Raw genomic sequence first — 19,976 nt, 5'->3', positions numbered from 1 at the left:
AAAAATTTTCCCTTTTCGCCCCATAAAAATAAATTCCTTATCTATACTCATTTTACTGTCTTCAATTATGAGGGGAATTATATGACACGGATTCGTCAATTAGTGGTACTCGGGGATAGCTTGTCGGATAGAGGAACTCTTGATAAGCGTAAGCTTTTGGGATTTATTCCATTGGATTTCCTCAGTGGTCTTAAGGGAAAGTCGCCTAAAGGCAGATTTACCAATGGGTATCTTTGGGGAGATTACGTCAGTGCGGCTACTGCAGAAGAATTTACCATAAGCCATGTGCGCAAAAAACTAAACTTAGGCCATGAGGCTCAAGACAATGCGGATATCAGTGATGAATTTTTAACAAATGACGCCCTTCGCATTGAAAATCAAGAAGCCTTTAGTTTAAATAATGATCGGCACGTCTTATTTAAAGGAACGCGCTTTGCCCGGTACTACTGTGAGGGAGGATTAACCTCTTATGATTATTCTAAAGACTTTACTTTAGATCCCACAATAGAGTTCCCAAGACTGATATTATCCACACTGGAAAAAAAACGCGATGATCTTTTAGCCGATGATAAAAAATATCATGTCTCTCCATTAGAAAAATCTGAAACTTTAGTTATTGAATGGTCTGGAGCCAATGATTTAATAACCCTGAACCAAAAGCCTACCCATGAAGAAGTAGATAATGCGGTTAATGAACGAATTAAAAATATCGAGAAGTTAGTTCAAAATGGATATAGAAATTTTGTTTTATTTAATCTGCCTAATCTCTGCTACACCCCCAGATTTCAGGCTAAAAACAAAAAAGAACGAGATAATGCCGCAGAATGCTGTGAATATTTTAATGTGCAATTAGCCGAAAAATGCACAGAGCTCAACAAAAAATACCGCGATCTGCACCTCCCTGTTAATCTTTCTGTTTTTGATATAGCTACTGAATTTGAGCAAATATATAAACATCCGGAACAACACGGATTTGAGAAAGACAAACTCAACTCCCCTTATACTTCATCGGATGAGTTTAAAAAAAACCAAGAAAATCCTGAATATGAAAAAGACAAAATCTCTCCCTCTGAGGGGTATATGTTTTGGGATGATATCCATCCAACAGCGGATATGCATAACTTATTAGCAGTACGATTCAAGGAACAATATCGTACCGTTTATGAGTTCATGTCTCCGCATCGAGAGAAAAAATTAATTAAGGATGATTGTGAACTACTGAAAAAAAACTCCTTCTTCGCCAGGGAACAGTGCCCTAAAACGCCAAAACAGCAGTTACCTGAAGACGTAGCGCATGTTCTAAATAAAATATATACCAATGCCAAAAGCATGTGTCTATCCAGCAGTTCGACCCGACGCGAAAAAGGAGAGTTATTAAAACAACTTGTTTTTACACTTAAATCCCAAAAGGGAAATCTGGAAACAATCCACGGATTACTCTCCGCCTTCACTATGGATGCAGAAAATATGGCGTTAATAAAAACCCACCACAACCCTATCTATGACTTCTTCGTTGGCAAAAAAACAACCCGTTCAGAAGATGACATTGCTGTTTTGCAACAAACTCTGAATGCACACATCACCCCAACAACGTCAACCTCATTAGTCCTCTAAAGTGATTTTAAAAGAGTCTGCACGATGCAGACTCTTTTTGCATCGCCTACGTCATCTCGAGCTCATCCTACGTCATCTCGAGCCTCATCTTACGTCATCTCGAGCGTTAGCGAGAGATCTCCTGAATGCAGCACCGTGCCTGTTCTGGAGATCTCTCGCTAACGCTCGAGATGACGTGGAAAGAGACGATAAGGCTTACTAATTGACCCTATAAGTCGTATGACACACATTCAGTGGTACATGCGAACTTTTTACCCCATAAAATAAGTCCTGTTCTAAGAAATTACAGGTTTGTTGGTCACTTAAACCATCCAGGCATTGAGATAAAGTCTTATCAGAACAATTGGGAAAAATAGCTTCTGAAGCGCCTAATGCCTGATACTGCTCTTGTCCCCAGCCATGTAAATTAGTTGTATAGTAGGTGGTGTAATTTTTGATTGCCAATTGTTTATCTAAAGTAAAAATTTTCATCCCTGGATTGTTATAATGATTACGGCCAATGGATGGAGTTGAATACACATATAAATTAGAATTATCTTTTAAATGGATTTTTCGCAACTCATCCATATGAGTATGCCCGGTAAGGAGGGTCACTTGATCATAAGAGGAATGATATTTTTCTAATAAATTGATCAAGCTTTGAATATATCGTTCTTGTAAAAATAAATTTCCATTGTAAGAATAGCCTGGAGGAATATGCATGCCAATGAGTAATTGTTTGGCATGATGGTTTTTTAATTGTTCCTCTAGCCATACCAATTGCGCTGAGGCATCTCGGTCCTGATTAGGATATTTAGGTAAAAGAATAGGCATTTTCGCCCATTGCGTCGAATTAAGGGCGATTAATAGGATGTCTTTATTGTCAGGAATAACATAACTGGAATAATATCCATCGCTACGCATATGCGAGTCATCAATAATTAATCCATCACAATGAATACATGCCCCCGTCCAATCCGTTGCAAAAGTTAAAGGCGATTTACCGTCTAACTCAAAAGGCTGGTAATTACCAAACAAAGAATCATTATTACCGGTAATGTAAAACATCGGTTTTGAGCTTTGATCTGCCTCATATAAACCGTGGAACACGGTTCGCTCAAATTTTTCTTTCTTCGGGGTTACAAATAATGAATGAGTTGGTATATCCCCTAAAAAGAGAATGAAATCGACGTCGTTACTTAATTTTTTAAACTCATTCAAGGTTATTTCTAAAAATTCATCACCAGTATCCATTCCTTCTTTTGAGCTATTCTCACTTCCATAATGAATGTCACTAACGGTTAAAAAGCGGATCGGGCTTGCAAAAGCAGATGAAAACAAACACAAGATCAACAAAACAACTTGCAGCATAAAACTCAATTATCGCTCCTATTTTCCAAAACATCATCTAGGGTCTGTTATCATTTACCTTTAGAGGGTCTACGTGCTGCAACTGTCAAGGGCTCGAGAGTTCCCCTGTCGTGAACAAACCCCGGGACTCTGAAAAATATTAAAGACATAGCCTGGGTGCAGCCGCAGGCGTAACCCGGGTGTTCCTGCAACAATTCCTGGGTTACGCTACGCTGCACCCAGGCTACATCAACCTAAACTCCCTAAGTACGCACCATTACCTGCTTAGCTTCACGGCCATTGACTTAAGAAACGTCATCCAGAGCGAAGCGAAGGATCTCCAAAATGTAGCTCATGCCTATTTCAGGAGATCGCTCGCCGCAAGCCCCTCGGGATGACGGAAAGCGGCTTAAGTCAATGGCTGTGCCGCTTCACTTATACCGCCTCACGAATAATCCAGGATCGCTGTTCCTGATTCGTCACTGTTGGAGTTTGCATCCACAGCATCATCGGCTTACCAGTCGGACTAATGGATAACACTTTAGAAGACAGGGCAACAGCAAAAGGATATTTTTTAGCCACAGATTGCAAAGCCGCCCATACCTTACGGGCATCAGACTGATTATCGGTAACGATCAGTTCATTTCCTCGATACACTACGTTCACTGCCTGCCCCTTAAGAGCCAATCTGATTAACGATTCCAAACGTCGCCATTTGGCTTGATGACTTCTTTGTACCTCTCCTTGAGTGGGATTGGTTTGGAATTTAATACGGCTATGGGGCGCAAAAACGCGCGCCAGACGACTAGAGACTGGGCTTTGTTGCAGAAAATAAGTACATAAGGCATCGAGTAATGGACGACCAGGACCTGCTGACTTCCCTGGGAGTCGGTTAATGAACATCGCAAAAGCCAAAGTATGGCCGTTAGCTGTATATAAATAACCAGACAGACTGTTCATTCCGGTCATAGTCCCCGTTTTAGCACGGACAAAGCCCTGCTGGGTTGGGATTTTGAAGCGTTTTTGTAAGGTACCGTCACGCCCTGATATGGGTAATGCGGCTATGTATTCATAAGATAAAGGAAAACGCTGATATAAAAACTTAAGTAGTGATATGGTTTGTTCTGGAGTGACCAGATTATAACGAGATAAACCTGAACCATCCGTAAAAATGGATTTCTTCAAATCAATACCCGTTTGTTGCTGCAAAAAGTTTTTAATCACGGGTTGCGCTTCATTCCAATTGACAGGAGAGCCATTAATTTTAGCGGCAGTGTGCAAATACAAACTATCCGCGTATAAATTATCGGATGGTTTTAACGTATCGGCCATAAGTTGGGAAATAGGTCTGGAATGTTCAGTAGCAATAAGTAGAGAACCTGATGGAGCTGTGCCTAAATGCACTTGACCATCAAGCTGAATATTCGCTTTTGCCAATTGATTTTTAATCATTCCTTGGGCGTACATCAACGGATTTTTTATCGCCAAACGCTGCTGCACTGCCCATTGGCCAAGAGCAACGCAACCACGCACGGTTAATTTATTCTCTTGATCCAGGGTAAAACCAACTCCACATCCCTTGGCATTGGCTGCGGTTTTAGCTTGATTGTTGATAACAATTGCCCCTTCATTATCATCTTCCACTTCAACTATAGCGGGATCTCCTGCCTTGGCTCCGGGATTAACAGTAACGGTCAACCGATTAGAATCCAGCATGAGTGGGGCTATAGGGGCGCCATAACTATAAGATAAATCGCTCGTTAGCCAACCCGGAGGATAGGCGTTAACTGAAGCCAGGCTGCTATCAATAACGACATCTCCTTGAATAGCCGTGATTTTCCACTCTTTAAGCGAAGCAAGTAAGGTTCTTAAATCATTCCGGGTAAAGGATGGATCGCCACTCAGATGTAAATAAAGATTCCCGTGAAGAACACCTTGTTGTAATTGGTTGGCACTGGTACTCAACTGATTTTTAAAGCGATAATCTGGGCCAAGAGCCATTAGAGTGGCCGCTTCAGAAAAAAGTTTCATGTTACTGGCAGGAATATATAAACGCTCAGCATTCCGGCTATAAAGCGTCTGACCTGAAGATAAATCGACAACTACTATTCCAAGATTAACGTGTGGATTTAAACGATTAATAAGTCTGTCCACACTAACCTGCATACTTGCGCCGGACGAAGACATCGACCCTAACGCCCACAAACACATGCCAGTCAACGTCCTTTTCATCAAGGTATATTCCTTAAAACGGTAAATAAACAATAAATTCTAATGACTTAATCATATCTTAAGCCCAAGCGCTCCAAAAGCCCTGCAAGGGTGTCATTATTAAAAAATTTTACTTGTAACCATCCGCCTTCTTCATTATCGTTTACAATTTGGACAGGTGCACCTACCTGCTCTGATAATATCGTCTGTAATCGCTCAATATCCCTGTCTTTTTTGGCGTTCTTGGGAACCTCCTGATATTGATTTTTATAGGACTTTATCGCTTGCTCCAGCTGTCTTACTGACCACTGTTCTTCTATGGTTTGATTAGCAAACCATTCTTGCTGTTCGGGATTTAAGCCAACAAGAACTCGAGCATGTCCTAAAGACAGGATTTGGTCACGAATAAATGTTTTAACGGATTCAGTCAAGGTGAGTAAGCGCAAAATATTTGCAATATGACTGCGTGATTTCCCCACCAATACGGCAATCTCATCTTGTTGATAATGAAATTCATCCATCAGACGCCGATAACCACTGGCCTCCTCAATTAAATTGAGATCCTGACGCTGAATATTTTCAATTAAAGTCAACGCACAAGCTTGCTTATCAGTATACTCACCCACCAGGCAGGGAATTTCTTTTAAACCCGCCAGTTTAGCAGCTCGCCAGCGTCTTTCTCCGGCAATAATTTCATAACGTTGTTTGGCAATAGAACGGACTACCAAAGGTTCAATTAATCCTTGCGCGGCTATAGATTGCGCTAATTCTTGTAAAGCTACAGAATTAAAATCCTGTCTTGGCTGATATTGACCTGCCTGCAAGTGTTCAATAGGTAAATAAATAAACTCTGTTGGCATGAAAGAGGGCATCCAATAATAAGACGAAGAATTGTTTCACATCTGTCGAAAAATGAAAACAGATAAATCGTAGCCCGGATTAGACTGAGCCAATCCAGACTATTTTTGACGCCTTAACATTAGCCGCAAGAAAGCTGACTGTGCATTTCAACTTCGGGTCTAACGCTTCTGTCTGTTTGAATGTTTCTTTCTGGCTGAGTAAAGAAGCGAAGATTGGTATTATAAGAATCGCTCTTAAACTCTGTTTTCATTAATGCAGCGACTTGTGGGTGAGATTTTAATAAAGCTCGACCCTGTTCGATAATAAAAGAGTCTTTTGTAATTTCAGTCTCTTTCGTACGCTCAATCATAGACAGATAATGGGCTGCCGTTTTTAAGTCAGCAGGTGCTTTCGACTTGACTAATATCTCAGCCATAGCCAACATGGCATTGGTACAACCCAGGGTAGCAGATTGTCTCATCAGCTGTTTATATTGAGTTGATGAAGGAAAATGAGCTTGAGCTAAACGATACAAATCTAAAGGAGATTTAGCCGACGCTTTCATTTTAGGAAAATCGTCAACCATCGCTTGCTTCAATGCATGATCATGAGGTGACTGATGTAATTGAGCCACCAAAGCAGCAAACTCATGACTTGAATTTAATGGATCTGGCATATCTCCACCTTCTACTATAATTTTCGTTATTCACAGAATAAATACTTAAAATTAAGGCACGATTAAGTTGAGACAAATTTACACTTTTTTTACACTTTGAGAGCGACACGTTCTTTAATTTATTCACGCATCATCAATCCCCTTTCTACCGGGATTTCAAAGTTCAAAACAACAATCCACAATCATTCAAAAATCTCTTCGCTCATTAAGGCTTAGGCGCTTTCCGCGAAGGATTTGGAATAGTTATTCCTTAACAGGGTGTTATGAATATAATTGCTTTTTGAATTTTTGCAAATTAAATAAGAAAAAATAAATGATTTGTAGGCTGGTTGCTTGCAACCGGGGGATTGTCAATTTACGGCTCAACTCACTCCCGGCTGCAAGCAGCCGGGCTACACTTATTACTTCCAGCGATTATCGTAAAACGACCAACCTAAATGAAATAACATATGAGCAAATATTGCGGAGAGAAGTCCATATTGCCAGAATAAATAACCAAAGACTAAAGACTGCCAGAGACAGAGTGACAAAATGGAATAAACCAAACGTCGTGTAGATAAGCAACCTGCCGCAAGATAAGCTGGAATTTGCCCCACACCAAACATTAAACCGCTAAGCACTATAGCAATCCAAATAATTATCTCGTTATGCTGTTTGGCAAAAAGCATGGCAAAAAAAGCAATTAAATTCATTAAGCCCCATCGCGCAATGACCTCTTCTACAACACCACCATAAAGGACACAACCATCCATTCCCAAAGCACGGCGAAGATTGGCCATCACCCTGAAGCTGTGATCATCGAGAATACTTCCCACCACGCCATAATAAAGCCCCAGAAACACCAGCAAACATAAAAGAGAATATAAAAAAGTAGGCAATAAAATATGCTGAAAGGCTCCTAATCCAGCCTTTCCAAGCAAAAGAGCCTCAAGTAAAGGATCATGCAAACCCGTGCGTGAAGACAAAACCGCACCAGCAAAACTCATGACCAATACCATAAACAAGGTTTGCAGTATTGCAAAACGGCTCATTCTTTTCTTTAATTCATCCGTATTATTGGGCAATAAAAAATAAATTAACCGCCTCATCGCAATAACGATACCGGGAATAGACAAACCAAACAAAACAATAATTAATGGCCAGTTGATTATCATTTTTTTTCCTTAAGTAACACACTATAGAAAAAACCATCCATCCCATGTTCCCCAGGTAAAATCTGCAGACCATGGCCTGTTGCCCGTCCCCACGCTCCCTGATTTTTTACCAAGGCACAATCAGATTGTGTTGCCGCAAAATCGGCGATTTGTTTTTCATTTTCTTCGGCAATAACCGAACAAGTGGCGTATACCATCAAACCACCCGGAGCAAGTAAGGGCCATAAAGAACGCAGCATAGCGTGCTGGATTTTAGATACGGCGATAATTTCTTCATCAGTACGTAATAACTTAATATCCGAATGACGTCTGATAACTCCCGTGGCAGAACAAGGAGCATCTAATAAAATACGATCAAAAAGTTGCCCGTCCCACCATTGCTCAGGAAATAAAGCATCCCCTTGCAATAAGGTAGCTGTCAAATGCAATCGTTCCAGGTTGTCACGGACTCTTTTGAGTCTTTTAGGTTCAACATCCAGAGCTACGCAAGCCCCAAGATTAGGTTCAGATTCCAAAATGTGGCAGGTTTTTCCTCCAGGAGCACAACAAGCATCCAATACACGCTGGCCGGGCTTTAACGACAATAAAGACACCGCCAGTTGTGCCGCTCCATCCTGTACGGATACCCTCCCTTCCTCAAAGCCAGGAAGGCTGTATACGTCACAGGGAGTCTTTAAAGTAATGCCTTGTGGCGCTACCGGATGTGCCTCAGCGTCTATGTTCACCTTTTTTAACGCCCCCAGATACTCGGCTACCGAATTCTTTCGTAAATTAACTCTTAGAGTCATAGGGGGATGAGCATCATTCGCTTCAGCAATTTTCTGCCAATCATTGGGCCAATCATTTTTTAAATGGCGAAGTAACACTTGAGGTTGGCCATAGACAAAGGCAGGATCATTAGCTAAAGCGGCCAAAATCTCATGCTGTTTGCGACAGAAATTCCTTAAAACAGCATTAACCAATCCCTTGGCCCAACCTTTTTTTATTTTTTCAAGGACTGCGACCGTTTCTTTAACTACGGCATAATCAGGGATATTCATGTAATGCAATTGATAAAGACCAATTAATAAAGCGACCCAAACCTCTGTCTCTTTAGGTTTTTTTTCTACCAGACAATCCGCTATGGCCTGCAGTCGAAAATAATGACGGCAAAAGCCAAAGCACAGTTCTTTAGTCATGGGAGAGACGTCTGCCGATGCTGGCATCAACTGAGATAAAGAAGCTTTATCTTCTAATAAGGCCGTAAGAATTTTTAGAGCATGAAGTCTTTCATTATTTTTCATTGCAATATTAAACCGGCATGCAACTGAGTTTTACCTGAGTTTAACCAATCTGCGACGGAAATTGCTTTAGCTCCAGGAAATTGAATCCTGGTTACCAGCACCCCTTTATTCCCTGTAGCGACTAGCATCCCTTTTTTGTCTATACTGATTACTGTTCCAGGTGTTTGTGAACATTCAATTTCCATTATCTGGGCTTGATGGATACGAAGTATCTCCTCACCTAAAACAGTATAAGCAATAGGCCAGGGATTAAACGCGCGAATCTGCCTATTAATGTCCGCTGCAGAATTCTGCCAATTTATAAGCGCATCCTCTTTATTTATTTTACCGGCATATGTTGCCAAATCATTATTTTGCACTTCGGGTTGAGCCTGATTATTGGCTAATGCATCTAAAGTCGTGAGCAAAGGTTTAACTGAAATTTGGGCTAAGCGATCATGCAAACTGCCAGCGGTATCTGAGGGGCCAATCGGACACACTGCTTTAGCCAGCATATCGCCAGTATCCATTCCCACATCCATTTGCATAATAGTGACGCCTGACTCACTGTCACCATATAAAACCGCATGTTGAATAGGAGATGCCCCGCGCCATCGAGGAAGTAAAGAGGCATGAACATTGATACAGCCTAGTCTGGGAATCTCAAGAACTGCTTTTGGTAAAATCAATCCATAAGCAATGACAACCAGCACATCAGGTTTTAACTGAGCAAGCTCTGCAATAGACTCTGGGTTTTTGAAATTAAGGGGCTGATAAACGGGAATTTCATGCTCTACAGCCCATTCTTTGACAGCAGAAGCCTGTAATTTGCGGCCGCGTCCTGCTGGACGATCCGGCTGAGTATAGATGGCTTTAATTTGATGCGAAGATTGAAGTAATGCATCAAGACAAGGCAAACCAAATTCCGGGGTCCCGGCAAATACGAGATTCAAACCACTCATGATTTGGCTTGATGTCGCTTGAATTTATCCAGTTTTCTACGGGCCATGGCTCTTTTTAAAGGAGATAACAAATCCACAAATAATTTACCATTTAAATGATCAATTTCGTGCTGCAAACATTCTGCAAGAAGACCCTCAGCACTGATTTCAAAAGGCTTACCAAAACGATCCAGAGCTTTAACCGTGACTTTCTCAGCCCGAGTCACTGTATCATAGGCTCCAGGAACCGATAAACAGCCTTCATCAAACTCTTTCTCACCGGCGGAAGAAATAATTTCCGGGTTAATGATCACCAGTTGTTCGGATTTATCACCAATAATATCGATTACAGACAAACGCATACTCACGCCGATTTGGGGTGCTGCAAGTCCCACTCCCCTTGCATCATACATGGTATCAAACATGTCATCGATCAAAGTTTGCAATTTATCATCAAAAGTATCGACTGTTTTTGCAACTTTTCTTAATCGCTCATCGGGTAAATAAAGAATCTTACGAATAGCCATCGCTTATCTGGTTCTCCACATAATAATCATGATATTATCCCTCATATACAGTAATGCTGCAAGATGTCACTGCTTAACAAAGGAATGGTGCATGAGATTTTTTCTTCTCTTTTTCTGTCTGATCTTATCTTCTACCAACCATGCATTAAGTCTTAGAACAGATTTCCCTTCCAGATACGTAGTTCAGCATGGCGACACTTTATGGAATATTGCCAGTCGTTACCTGAAAAATCCCTGGGAATGGAAAGAACTATGGCACGCGAACCCCAACATCAAAAACCCTAATCGCCTGTACCCGGGGGCCATCCTTATTCTGGATTATTATAAAAGCAGGCCTTACATTAGAGTGTTATCTAATGGCACAATTAAATTGTCGCCCAATATTCGCCCCCATCCTATTGAAGAGGCTGTACCACCAATCCCTTTAGACCAGATAAAACCTTTTTTGGATGAATCATTAATTCTGGATGAAAATGTTCTTTTTCGTGCCCCCTACGTCGTGGCCTATATGGGAGAACACATGCTGGGAAGCCAAGGGGATGAAGTGTATGTTAAGGGCTTACATCCCTCCAGAGAATTACCCGAAGGCGGAACGATTGCCTATTCCTTATTCAGAGGAGGAAAAAACTACATTGATCCAATAACCAAAAAGATATTAGGTTTTAAAGCCGCCCTGGTTGGTTATGGTCAGTTAATAGCAGGAGGCGACCCCGCCACTATTTTATTAACCAATATTAGAGTAGGCATCAAAATAGATGATAAAGTACTGATTAATGACAGCCCCGAATTTGACTTTTATTTCGAGCCAGCAACGCCAGCCAATCAAGTTAACGGTTACATTATTGAACTGCCTGATGGAATGCCTGATGGCAACAGTCAATCCGCAATTGGTAGTGTTGCAGTAATTAGTATAGGCGCTGAATCAGGATTAAAGGCTGGTGATGTGCTCGGAATATTTAAAAAAGAACGAGTCATTCCAGATCCGAAACACCACCTTATCCCTATAGTACTTCCTCCAGAGCGCATTGGCGAAGCAATGATTTTCCGAGTATTCACCAAAACCAGTTTTGCTTTGATTGTTCGTTCCACACGCCCTGTTTACTTATATGACGTGGTAAGTAACCCATGAATAATTTACGCTATTACCTTGCATTAAACCGAATGAAACAAATTGGTCCACGAACAGTGAGTAAACTGGAAAAGCGCTGGCCTGATTTGCATGAAATGTTTCAACTCTCAGCCCATGAATTGGAGAGTGCCGGATTACCACCACTGTTGGCTCAAACAATAGCCGGCTTTGATTTAAAACAGGTCGATGCTGATTTTCACTGGCAGGAAGCAGGAGAGAATCATCATTTATTAACCTGGAACTGTAAAAACTATCCAGCCCTGTTAAAAGAAATTGCAGATCCACCCGTAGTTTTATATGCAAAAGGCAAGTTATCGTGTCTGGATAGCCCCAAACTAGCTATTGTTGGGAGCCGCAATCCGTCAGTAACAGGGAGTGAAAACGCAAAACAGTTCGCTAAAGAACTGGCTCATTATCCACTTACCATTGTAAGCGGTTTGGCATTAGGTATTGATGCCCAAGCCCATATAGGTTGTCTCGAGGCTCTGGGACAAACTATAGCAGTTTTAGGAACAGGAATAGATTGCATTTATCCTCGTCGCCATATAAAACTTGCCGAGCAAATTACCCACAATGGGCTGCTAATATCGGAATTTCCATTAAAAAGTCCCCCAATCGCTGGACATTTTCCACGCAGAAATCGTATAATAAGCGGTTTATCATTGTGCATTTTGGTTATTGAGGCAGCAATTAAGAGCGGTTCTTTAATCACAGCAAGAATGGCTCTGGAACAAAATAGAGATGTTTTAGCTATTCCAGGCTCGATTCATAATCCATTAGCTCGTGGCTGTCATCACTTATTGCAGCAAGGAGCTAAGCTTGTGACTTCAGTTAATGACGTTCTTGATGAACTAAGAATAGAACATCATCAGTTAACTGCTGAGAAACCCATTTTTTCCCTTGCCAGCGGGAACGAAAACCTAGTAAAGTTCATTGGCTTTGAAATGACTAGTGTCGATCAAATCATAATGCGCAGTGGATGCAGTGTAGAACAAGTCACTGGCGAGCTTGCGAAATTAGAATTACTAGGAACAATCAGGTCAGTCCCTGGCGGCTATATGAGGTGTTAATATGAAAGATAACTTATTTGAAATGTTATTAAATTTATTTGAAAAAAGTCTGACGCAACTTCAAAAAAGCCATCAGTCCGTTGATAAAGAATCAGCGGAAACCAATGAAGAAGATATCTTGCCCGCTGAAGATCAATCATTATATGTTAGATCGGCACAGCAAAAATCAGTGCGGATATTTACTTACGAAGAACAAATGAAACTGACTAAAGCCAGTTATCAATTTCTCGTGCGCATGAAATTATGGAATATAATTGATATAGACGTCTTTGAAACGGTCCTCAACCAATTGCAATTTTCAGAATCACGAATTGTAACCTTACAGGAAACTAAATGGACTATCAGGAATGTTTTAGCAACCGATTTAAATGAAGAGCAATTGGCCTTCCTTGATTTGGTGCTTTACCGAACAGAAGATGAGCTGGCAATACATTGATAACTATACGTAGCGATTCGCCTCTTTAATCTGGAAATGACAAAGAATCGATACAACCATTACAGGATAAGGTTTATTTCATATGAGTAAACACTTGGTGATTGTTGAATCACCCGCAAAAGCGAAAACAATTCAAAAGTACCTGGGCAGCGATTATGATGTCCTTGCCTCCTATGGCCACGTTCGGGATCTGCCCCCGCGGAAAGGTTCAGTGAATCCCGATGAACACTTTCACATGACTTATGCGCCTATTGAAAAAAACGCAAGGCATATTGAAACCATAGCAAAAGCGCTAAAAAAATCAGACTCACTCTTACTGGCAACCGACCCTGATAGAGAAGGCGAAGCTATTTCCTGGCATATTTATGAGTTAATGAAAGAACGCAATCTAATTAAAGACAAAGCAGTGCATCGCATTTTCTTCAATGAAATCACCAAAGCAGCTATTCAGGATGCCATAACCAACCCACGTACTATATCGATGGATTTAGTCAATGCGCAGCAAGCAAGACGAGCTTTGGACTATCTGGTAGGTTTTAATCTCTCTCCATTGCTGTGGAAAAAAATCAGACGCGGACTTTCAGCCGGACGTGTTCAAAGCCCGGCCCTGAGACTTATTGTGGAGCGAGAAGAAGAAATTGAACGTTTTGTATCCCAAGAATATTGGAAAATACTCGCGCAATGCACGCATACAAGTACCCCATTCGAAGCACGATTAACTCATTATAAAGATGAGAAATTACAACAGTTCACTATTAATCAACAGGAACAAGCCCTTGAGGTAAGAGATCATCTGATTAAACAAGCTCAAGGTTTCTTATCTGTTACCCAAATTGAAAAAAAACAACGAAAACGTAAACCATCTCCACCTTTTATCACCTCTACCCTGCAACAGGAAGCTGCCAGAAAACTAGGCTTTACCGCGCGCAAATCCATGATGGTTGCTCAACAGTTGTATGAGGGTATCGATATAGGTACCGGTACGGTGGGTCTGATCAGTTACATGCGTACTGATTCGGTACACTTGGCTACCGAAGCCGTTGAAGAAATACGAGAGTATATTACTCTGCGTTATGGTGAAGATAATTGCCCCAAAACGCCAAGGGTTTACAAAACAAAATCCAAGAACGCTCAAGAAGCGCATGAGGCCATAAGACCTACATCCATTAAACGCTCGCCAGACATGGTACAAGAAGCGCTAACTACTGACCAATATAAGCTCTACAGTTTAATTTGGAAACGTACTTTGGCGTGCCAGATGGCAGATGCCATAATGGATACCGTTGCGGTAGATTTTAGTTGCGGCGAAGGCAATCTCTTCCGTGCTAATGGTTCAACAGTCACCTTCCCTGGATTCCTGGCGGTCTACGAAGAAGGGCGTGACGATTCCAAAGATGAAGACAGCGATGGAGCCATTTTACCTGCATTTTCAGTGGGTGAAAAAGTTAAGGTCTTGGATATCCTGGCCAATCAACATTTTACCGAACCACCGCCAAGATATTCAGAAGCAACCTTGGTTAAGGCATTAGAAGAATACGATATCGGTCGCCCATCTACTTATGCTTCCATCATCCACACGCTACAGCAACGTGAATACGTGGTAGTCGATAAGAAAAGATTTTTACCTACTGATGTGGGTCGTATAGTCAATCGTTTTTTGACCAGTTATTTTACTCGCTATGTTGATTATAAATTTACCGCAGGGCTTGAAGATACACTTGATGCTGTGGCTCGCGGGGAAAAAGAATGGATTCCAGTGCTGGAGGAGTTTTGGCGGCCTTTTGTTCAACAAATACAAAATACTGATGAACAAGTACAACGTAAAGACGTCACTACAGAACTATTGGACACTAAATGTCCCAAATGCCAAAAACCACTTTCAATCAGACTTGGGAAACGAGGCCGTTTTATAGGCTGTACAGGCTATCCGGAATGTGATTACACCCAAGACATGGGTGGTCCAGACAGTGAAAAAGCAGAACCAGAAGTAGTTGAAGGCAGAAGTTGTCCTCTTTGCAATAGCGTATTGCATATTAAAGCAGGCCGCTATGGTCGATTTATTGGCTGCAGTAATTACCCTCAATGCAAACATATGGAGCCTTTAGAAAAACCAGCCGATACTGGCGTGATTTGCCCCAAATGCAATCACGCAAAGATTCTGCAAAGAAAGTCCCGAAAAGGAAAAATTTTCTATTCATGTGGGGACTATCCCAAATGTGATTATGCCTTATGGAATGAACCTATTGATAAGCCCTGCCCTAAATGTGCATGGCCAATATTAACGGTCAAGGAAAGCAAAAAATTTGGACGCCAGATTCTTTGTCCACAGGAAGGATGCGGTTACTCTGCTACTGAAGAATAAATTCCATAAATGCGAACTCGTCATCCAGAGCGAAGCGAAGGATCTCCTGAATGTGGCATTAGCATTTTGCTTAAACATTGTGCCTCATTCAGCAGATCCTTCGTCGTAAACTCCTCAGGATAACGCGGATCGTGAACGGTTACGACTAATGCGGCTCATTCATCATCTGTTCGATGTAACGTCTGCAGGTCAATGGTTTATCAATATAATTGATTAAATGACGTGTTCCGCCAGTTCCAGTAATGATTAATGCACCATAGCGCATCAGGCTGCCTAAAATGGATTGACGGATGTCTATGGTTTCAATTTTACTTAAAGGGATATCAACCGTTTGCCTTACTATAAGACCTGTCCGTAAAATGACTTGTTTTCTTTTTATCGTAATTGATGAAAAATAGTAAGTCACCCAGGTCATTGCTATCCAAACGAGACAAAACAGGGCTAAAAACATGCTGACCTGTCGAAGTTGAACAATGTGGACATAAATTGCAAAAACAAAACATAAAGCCACTATGGGCCAAAAAAATATAATCCAGTGTAACCTGGTGAAATAAATCGTATTATTGTCGATTGTATTGTCCGTTTTAGTTACCGTCATTGCTCACCTTCAGATGTTCTAAAAAAATATGATATTGCACTTAGCAATAATTTGCTATTCTATACACAAAACAGCTTATTTAGCGATAGCTCCAAACTTTTGGTCACCAGTAAATGAAAACTTCATATAAAAATAAAAGGCAAAGATAAATGCGCGCTATCAGTCGCTGCCTGAATAAACAACTTGCGGATCTATGCCAACGCTCGGTGCAATTGGAAGAATTATCTAATAAAGTCACTCAATTGCTTCCCGCTAATTTAGCTTCGGTATGCCATGTTGGCAGTTTTAATAAAGGTTGCCTGATTCTAACGACCACTAATGCAGCCTGGGCCTCTCAATTACGCTACGCCATCCCCGAACTACGCGACAGGTTGCGCAAAGAAGCAGGCATGTATCAGCTTTCCTCAATAAAAGTAAACATTAGCGAATCTGCCGCCCCCTATCAAAAAACCGCTCAACCCAAGTCTCACGAATTATCAGAAAAAGCCAAAGCAACGATCATCAGTGAAAGTGAGCATTGCACCTATCAGCCGCTGCAAAAGGCATTGCTTCATTTAGCCAAAGGTGAGTAGGTTAAGCTCCAGGTCCAGCACTTTCTTTTAATCCTGTTATCCCCTTTACCAGCATGTTTATTGCTAATCGTCACTAGAGTACGGGGGCACCCCGAATTGACCATTTCTTGAACATAAAGGCAGCAAATACTACAATTGTACATAACAAAATCAATGTTCAGAATAATCCATGTTAACTCAGCAACAATACACGCAAATTCAAGCTCTTCTCAAAGAGAGAAAATTAAATATTGATATGTTTAAAGCGCGAGATATTCGCTTTGAAGATGACATCAGTTTGCATGCAGTTTGGGTCAATACACATATTTATTCCCATCCTTTTCCAAATGGCTCTTCCAGATCCCATCATAGTATTCTGCATGTCTCCAGAACCGCAGCATATGCTGTAATCATGGTCAATTTTTTTAGACGTTACGGCCAGATGAATGGCCCAGAGATTACCAATGATCTCTTAAAATTGATTCAAATTAGCATGCTGTTTCATGATTCAGCACGCCTGTATGACGGGGAGGATCTGTGGGATGAGCAAAGTTCTCTATTGCTTTATGCCTATTTAGTCAATGTATTAGAGATTGACGAAGAGCTGGCACGTTTTTTATGTGAATGTGTTGCCAATAAAGATATGACGGCGGAAAAAAAATATTCACGCTTGGAAGTAACTGCTGAAAAATTATCGTGGCGCTCTGTAGACCCTCCTGCATCCAAATGTTCAGAACAGCTCGTGATTCATGATTGTGATTGTTTAGACGTAACCCGTGTTCGTGAAACGTTTCATTCATCCTATTTGGATTTTTATCAAAAAATTGCCTCTTTTGATCCTAGGGCTTTTGCAGAGATGTCAGCCCTGGTTAATGAAATAAAAAGTCTCATCGAAAAACAAGGTGATTCTTTTAAGAGGGGCAAGGCAGCAATTAAGTCCCATTATGAAACAGAAAACGTATACACCAAGGTTATCAATACTTTTTTAGAGGATGAAGATTATAAAATTCTGTCATTTTTATATGGAAATGGAACTTTATTATCAGATGAACAATTACAACAGGAAATCCCAAAAGGCGGATTGGATGCACTTGAAGGAAGGGCATTAGTCAGATCTTTAAATTTCAGTAACAAAAAAGTAGATAAAGAAGGGAAAAAAACAGAAACAGCAGCTGAACTTGAATGTCGCAAAACCGCTCGTTCGCTGGATAAATTAACACGTTCGTCTAAAGGTTATTGTAAACGTGGAAACGTGAATCGCTCAACCTCTTTACTGCTGAGAGGTGGAGATTTGTTTGGCAGTGCAGGCGGCAGGATTCTTGATTTTAATTGGAAGGATCTCAAAGCCATTTATGAAACTAATGCGTTAACAGGAACAGGTAAAAAACGTAATCTTGAATTAGAAACACTTACCACTGATGAGAAACAACAAAAAATTTTAGAGTTAATCCGAAAGCATAAAATGGGTATTGAGCCTGAGATTAATGGGATGAAACACACGGAGCTTCTTTATGATGTAACTGCCTATGATGATATCTATTATACGTTAGATCCTATAAAAAATGTTGATCCCATTCATCCTTTATCTCCCTTGTTACAAGCTATTTTTATTAAAAACGAATTTCTAAAATTCGGAATTGATTTGCCTATTTATCAAATATCATGCCTCCATAACACCGAACAGAAAGAACCGGTGCACAGCGATGATGAGCTCGTTGAAATGTGGACAACGCTTTGTACTGATTATATCAATAATGAATTAAAAGAGGTTGGCAAAGTAGAACATATAAAACACATCTCGACACATGCATTAGGAATTTATGCCTTATATGGCCAAAAAGTAAAAGACCCGAATCAATTTGTGCCTGGCTATTCCAATTATCCTATTGATTTACAGAAGAAAATTGAGCTTTCTATTGAAAACGCAAAAGATAATGCATTACTCCTCTTTAAAAAAAATTTTATTAAACAATTAATGACCTCACTGCATAGCGGTATAACCAATAGTAACTATAAAGAGGTTCTATTGGCGTTGGAACAGAATCTTATCGATGAAGACTTAACAAAAGAATTAATGAAACAAGCTGAAATAGTGATAAATTCAGCTGATTTGGATAGAATGATTAATTTAGCTCAAAACAATGTATTTAAAATAAGTTATCGAATTTTATGTCAGTTTAATAGGACAACAGCCACAAGCATAGAAAACAAAGCGTTAGAATTGTTAAGCCGTCAATTTGTTGAGATCACGGCTAATGGCCAGTTAGACTCGGTAAACCGACTCTATCAATTTGCGACAACATTTAATCTGACCACCTCTTTCGATCAGAACGTCGTTGCATTGCTTGAGAATATAGAGACGAACAAAAAATGGATTTCCTTAGAGACTCTGTTAGATAAACTTCCTACTTATTTTGCAGAAAAATCTTCGTTATTAATGGAGATAGTCGATACGCTGGAACAACAACTCATTGATGGCAAGGTTGGTAATGAGGAGTTTTTAGTCTATTTAAAACTCGCTAAAACATCAAATTTTCCTGAAGAGCGTGTCAAAAACGTCGCATCACAATGGTTTAATTATGATTATCCAATCACTTTAGTGATAGATGATTCTTTTGGTGAGATGTCACCCAATAATTGGGTGGCCTTTGCAAAAAAGGTATCTTGCCTTTATACCCTTTTTGATGATGTGGAATTATTTGCTAAATTAGTTAAAAAATTAAATGTTGATATTACTGAGGTTACAATAAAGCCCTTATATGACTATCATTACGTTGTGTGTGAGTGTTTGTCCATTAAAGAGATTACTGCACATCCTCAAGATCAACACACGACAATGATAAGAGATAAAGTAAAATCGCAAATAAAAAACTGCGTTTCGGAATACAAATGGGATATTTTTTATAACTATGAAACACCGGAACGAAACGTTCGTTACTTTCAGTGGCTAGCTGAATATCTACAACTCTCTTGGCAAGACCAAGCTGATTTTATAATCCCCTGGTTGCAAGAGTATTATGAAATTGACTTTGAACAACTGGATAACAAGGACAGCGATATTTGGCAAGACGTTTACATTGGCGATGCCAAAAAATACGTTGAATATTTGTATCGCAATTATTCTCGCCAGCAGTCGCCTTTAACCACCCTAGGCTTATTCGCCTCTAGGCCGCAAACGACAGCAGAGCCCAGTAATCAGGAAGAGCTTGATGCAGGAGAAACCCAGGCTCCGGATATGGGTTTATAAAGAATATTCTGCATGAGTATGCTGAATGG

Annotated in this window: 16 protein-coding genes; 7 read left to right on the top strand and 9 right to left on the bottom strand. The window is 40.5% G+C overall.

From position 1 onward, the window contains the following. The first annotated feature begins 81 nt into the window (after positions 1 to 81). Positions 82 to 1,614 (top strand): SGNH/GDSL hydrolase family protein, encoded by a 1,533-nt coding sequence (locus LOX96_RS11905; protein WP_250421998.1) that lies wholly within the window; start codon positions 82 to 84, stop codon positions 1,612 to 1,614. Positions 1,615 to 1,812: 198 nt separating this feature from the next. Here the strand turns inward: LOX96_RS11905 and LOX96_RS11900 are convergent, their stop codons facing one another. The 8 genes from LOX96_RS11900 to def form a co-directional block, all read right to left on the bottom strand. Continuing rightward, positions 1,813 to 2,964: a metallophosphoesterase gene (locus tag LOX96_RS11900; RefSeq protein WP_348645843.1), complete on the bottom strand. Its 1,152-nt coding sequence runs from the start codon at positions 2,962 to 2,964 to the stop codon at positions 1,813 to 1,815. A 414-nt stretch (positions 2,965 to 3,378) separates the two neighbouring features. Next, positions 3,379 to 5,175, bottom strand: a complete 1,797-nt coding sequence (gene dacB / locus LOX96_RS11895; RefSeq protein WP_250422002.1) for a D-alanyl-D-alanine carboxypeptidase/D-alanyl-D-alanine endopeptidase — start codon at positions 5,173 to 5,175, stop codon at positions 3,379 to 3,381. A 47-nt stretch (positions 5,176 to 5,222) separates the two neighbouring features. Next, complete coding sequence (locus tag LOX96_RS11890; protein ID WP_250422003.1) at positions 5,223 to 6,014, bottom strand: ParB/RepB/Spo0J family partition protein; 792 nt, start codon at positions 6,012 to 6,014, stop codon at positions 5,223 to 5,225. A 119-nt stretch (positions 6,015 to 6,133) separates the two neighbouring features. Next, positions 6,134 to 6,670 carry a hypothetical protein gene (locus tag LOX96_RS11885; RefSeq protein ID WP_250422005.1) on the bottom strand — a complete coding sequence of 179 codons (537 nt, stop codon included), beginning with the start codon at positions 6,668 to 6,670 and terminating at the stop codon, positions 6,134 to 6,136. 401 nt (positions 6,671 to 7,071) lie between these two features. Beyond that, entirely contained in the window at positions 7,072 to 7,824 is a 753-nt protein-coding gene (locus LOX96_RS11880) for a CPBP family glutamic-type intramembrane protease (protein WP_250422007.1), read from the bottom strand. Beyond that, positions 7,821 to 9,107: a 16S rRNA (cytosine(967)-C(5))-methyltransferase RsmB gene (gene rsmB, locus LOX96_RS11875; protein WP_250422008.1), complete on the bottom strand. Its 1,287-nt coding sequence runs from the start codon at positions 9,105 to 9,107 to the stop codon at positions 7,821 to 7,823. Before rsmB ends, LOX96_RS11880 begins: the two co-directional genes overlap by 4 nt. Beyond that, positions 9,104 to 10,048: a methionyl-tRNA formyltransferase gene (gene fmt, locus LOX96_RS11870; protein ID WP_250422009.1), complete on the bottom strand. Its 945-nt coding sequence runs from the start codon at positions 10,046 to 10,048 to the stop codon at positions 9,104 to 9,106. The genes rsmB and fmt overlap by 4 nt, the downstream gene beginning before the upstream one ends. Continuing rightward, positions 10,045 to 10,554, bottom strand: coding sequence for a peptide deformylase (def, locus tag LOX96_RS11865; RefSeq protein ID WP_250422010.1), 510 nt, complete (start codon positions 10,552 to 10,554; stop codon positions 10,045 to 10,047). The genes fmt and def overlap by 4 nt, the downstream gene beginning before the upstream one ends. A gap of 91 nt (positions 10,555 to 10,645) precedes the next feature. Here def and LOX96_RS11860 point away from each other — a divergent pair, with 91 nt between their 5' ends. The 4 genes from LOX96_RS11860 (at position 10,646) to topA (ending at position 15,551) form a co-directional block, all read left to right on the top strand. Continuing rightward, on the top strand, positions 10,646 to 11,683 hold the full coding sequence (locus LOX96_RS11860) for a LysM peptidoglycan-binding domain-containing protein (RefSeq protein WP_250422011.1): 1,038 nt from the start codon (positions 10,646 to 10,648) through the stop codon (positions 11,681 to 11,683). Further along, a complete protein-coding gene (gene dprA / locus LOX96_RS11855) occupies positions 11,680 to 12,753 on the top strand; it encodes a DNA-processing protein DprA (RefSeq protein ID WP_250422012.1) in 1,074 nt (357 codons plus the stop codon). The genes LOX96_RS11860 and dprA overlap by 4 nt, the downstream gene beginning before the upstream one ends. 1 nt (position 12,754) lies before the next feature. Further along, positions 12,755 to 13,189: a DUF494 family protein gene (locus tag LOX96_RS11850; protein WP_250422013.1), complete on the top strand. Its 435-nt coding sequence runs from the start codon at positions 12,755 to 12,757 to the stop codon at positions 13,187 to 13,189. An 82-nt stretch (positions 13,190 to 13,271) separates the two neighbouring features. After that, positions 13,272 to 15,551 (top strand): type I DNA topoisomerase, encoded by a 2,280-nt coding sequence (gene topA, locus LOX96_RS11845; protein WP_250422014.1) that lies wholly within the window; start codon positions 13,272 to 13,274, stop codon positions 15,549 to 15,551. Positions 15,552 to 15,696: 145 nt separating this feature from the next. Here the strand turns inward: topA and LOX96_RS11840 are convergent, their stop codons facing one another. Further along, a complete protein-coding gene (locus LOX96_RS11840) occupies positions 15,697 to 16,149 on the bottom strand; it encodes a PH domain-containing protein (RefSeq protein WP_250422015.1) in 453 nt (150 codons plus the stop codon). 149 nt (positions 16,150 to 16,298) lie between these two features. Here LOX96_RS11840 and LOX96_RS11835 point away from each other — a divergent pair, with 149 nt between their 5' ends. Continuing rightward, positions 16,299 to 16,721: a DciA family protein gene (locus tag LOX96_RS11835; RefSeq protein WP_250422016.1), complete on the top strand. Its 423-nt coding sequence runs from the start codon at positions 16,299 to 16,301 to the stop codon at positions 16,719 to 16,721. Between the two features lie 169 nt (positions 16,722 to 16,890). Beyond that, positions 16,891 to 19,947, top strand: coding sequence for a SidE phosphodiesterase domain-containing protein (locus LOX96_RS11830; RefSeq protein ID WP_250422017.1), 3,057 nt, complete (start codon positions 16,891 to 16,893; stop codon positions 19,945 to 19,947). The last annotated feature ends 29 nt before the right edge of the window (positions 19,948 to 19,976 follow it).

Origin of the sequence: Legionella maioricensis (assembly GCF_023618015.1) — a bacterium.
Taxonomy (GTDB): domain Bacteria; phylum Pseudomonadota; class Gammaproteobacteria; order Legionellales; family Legionellaceae; genus Legionella; species Legionella maioricensis.
The sequence above is the reverse complement of the archived record's forward strand: the minus strand, read 5'-3'. Positions and strand labels throughout refer to the sequence as shown.

Excerpts from the sequence above, each read along its gene's own strand:
- LOX96_RS11890 (WP_250422003.1), bottom strand. The coding sequence starts at position 6,014 with ATGCCAACAGAGTTTATTTATTTACCTATTGAACACTTGCAGGCAGGT.
- rsmB (WP_250422008.1), bottom strand. The coding sequence starts at position 9,107 with ATGAAAAATAATGAAAGACTTCATGCTCTAAAAATTCTTACGGCCTTA.
- dacB (WP_250422002.1), bottom strand. The coding sequence starts at position 5,175 with ATGAAAAGGACGTTGACTGGCATGTGTTTGTGGGCGTTAGGGTCGATG.
- LOX96_RS11835 (WP_250422016.1), top strand. The coding sequence starts at position 16,299 with ATGCGCGCTATCAGTCGCTGCCTGAATAAACAACTTGCGGATCTATGC.
- LOX96_RS11880 (WP_250422007.1), bottom strand. The coding sequence starts at position 7,824 with ATGATAATCAACTGGCCATTAATTATTGTTTTGTTTGGTTTGTCTATT.
- LOX96_RS11840 (WP_250422015.1), bottom strand. The coding sequence starts at position 16,149 with ATGACGGTAACTAAAACGGACAATACAATCGACAATAATACGATTTAT.
- LOX96_RS11900 (WP_348645843.1), bottom strand. The coding sequence starts at position 2,964 with ATGCTGCAAGTTGTTTTGTTGATCTTGTGTTTGTTTTCATCTGCTTTT.
- fmt (WP_250422009.1), bottom strand. The coding sequence starts at position 10,048 with ATGAGTGGTTTGAATCTCGTATTTGCCGGGACCCCGGAATTTGGTTTG.
- LOX96_RS11885 (WP_250422005.1), bottom strand. The coding sequence starts at position 6,670 with ATGCCAGATCCATTAAATTCAAGTCATGAGTTTGCTGCTTTGGTGGCT.
- def (WP_250422010.1), bottom strand. The coding sequence starts at position 10,554 with ATGGCTATTCGTAAGATTCTTTATTTACCCGATGAGCGATTAAGAAAA.
- LOX96_RS11850 (WP_250422013.1), top strand. The coding sequence starts at position 12,755 with ATGAAAGATAACTTATTTGAAATGTTATTAAATTTATTTGAAAAAAGT.
- topA (WP_250422014.1), top strand. The coding sequence starts at position 13,272 with ATGAGTAAACACTTGGTGATTGTTGAATCACCCGCAAAAGCGAAAACA.
- LOX96_RS11905 (WP_250421998.1), top strand. The coding sequence starts at position 82 with ATGACACGGATTCGTCAATTAGTGGTACTCGGGGATAGCTTGTCGGAT.
- LOX96_RS11860 (WP_250422011.1), top strand. The coding sequence starts at position 10,646 with ATGAGATTTTTTCTTCTCTTTTTCTGTCTGATCTTATCTTCTACCAAC.
- LOX96_RS11830 (WP_250422017.1), top strand. The coding sequence starts at position 16,891 with ATGTTAACTCAGCAACAATACACGCAAATTCAAGCTCTTCTCAAAGAG.
- dprA (WP_250422012.1), top strand. The coding sequence starts at position 11,680 with ATGAATAATTTACGCTATTACCTTGCATTAAACCGAATGAAACAAATT.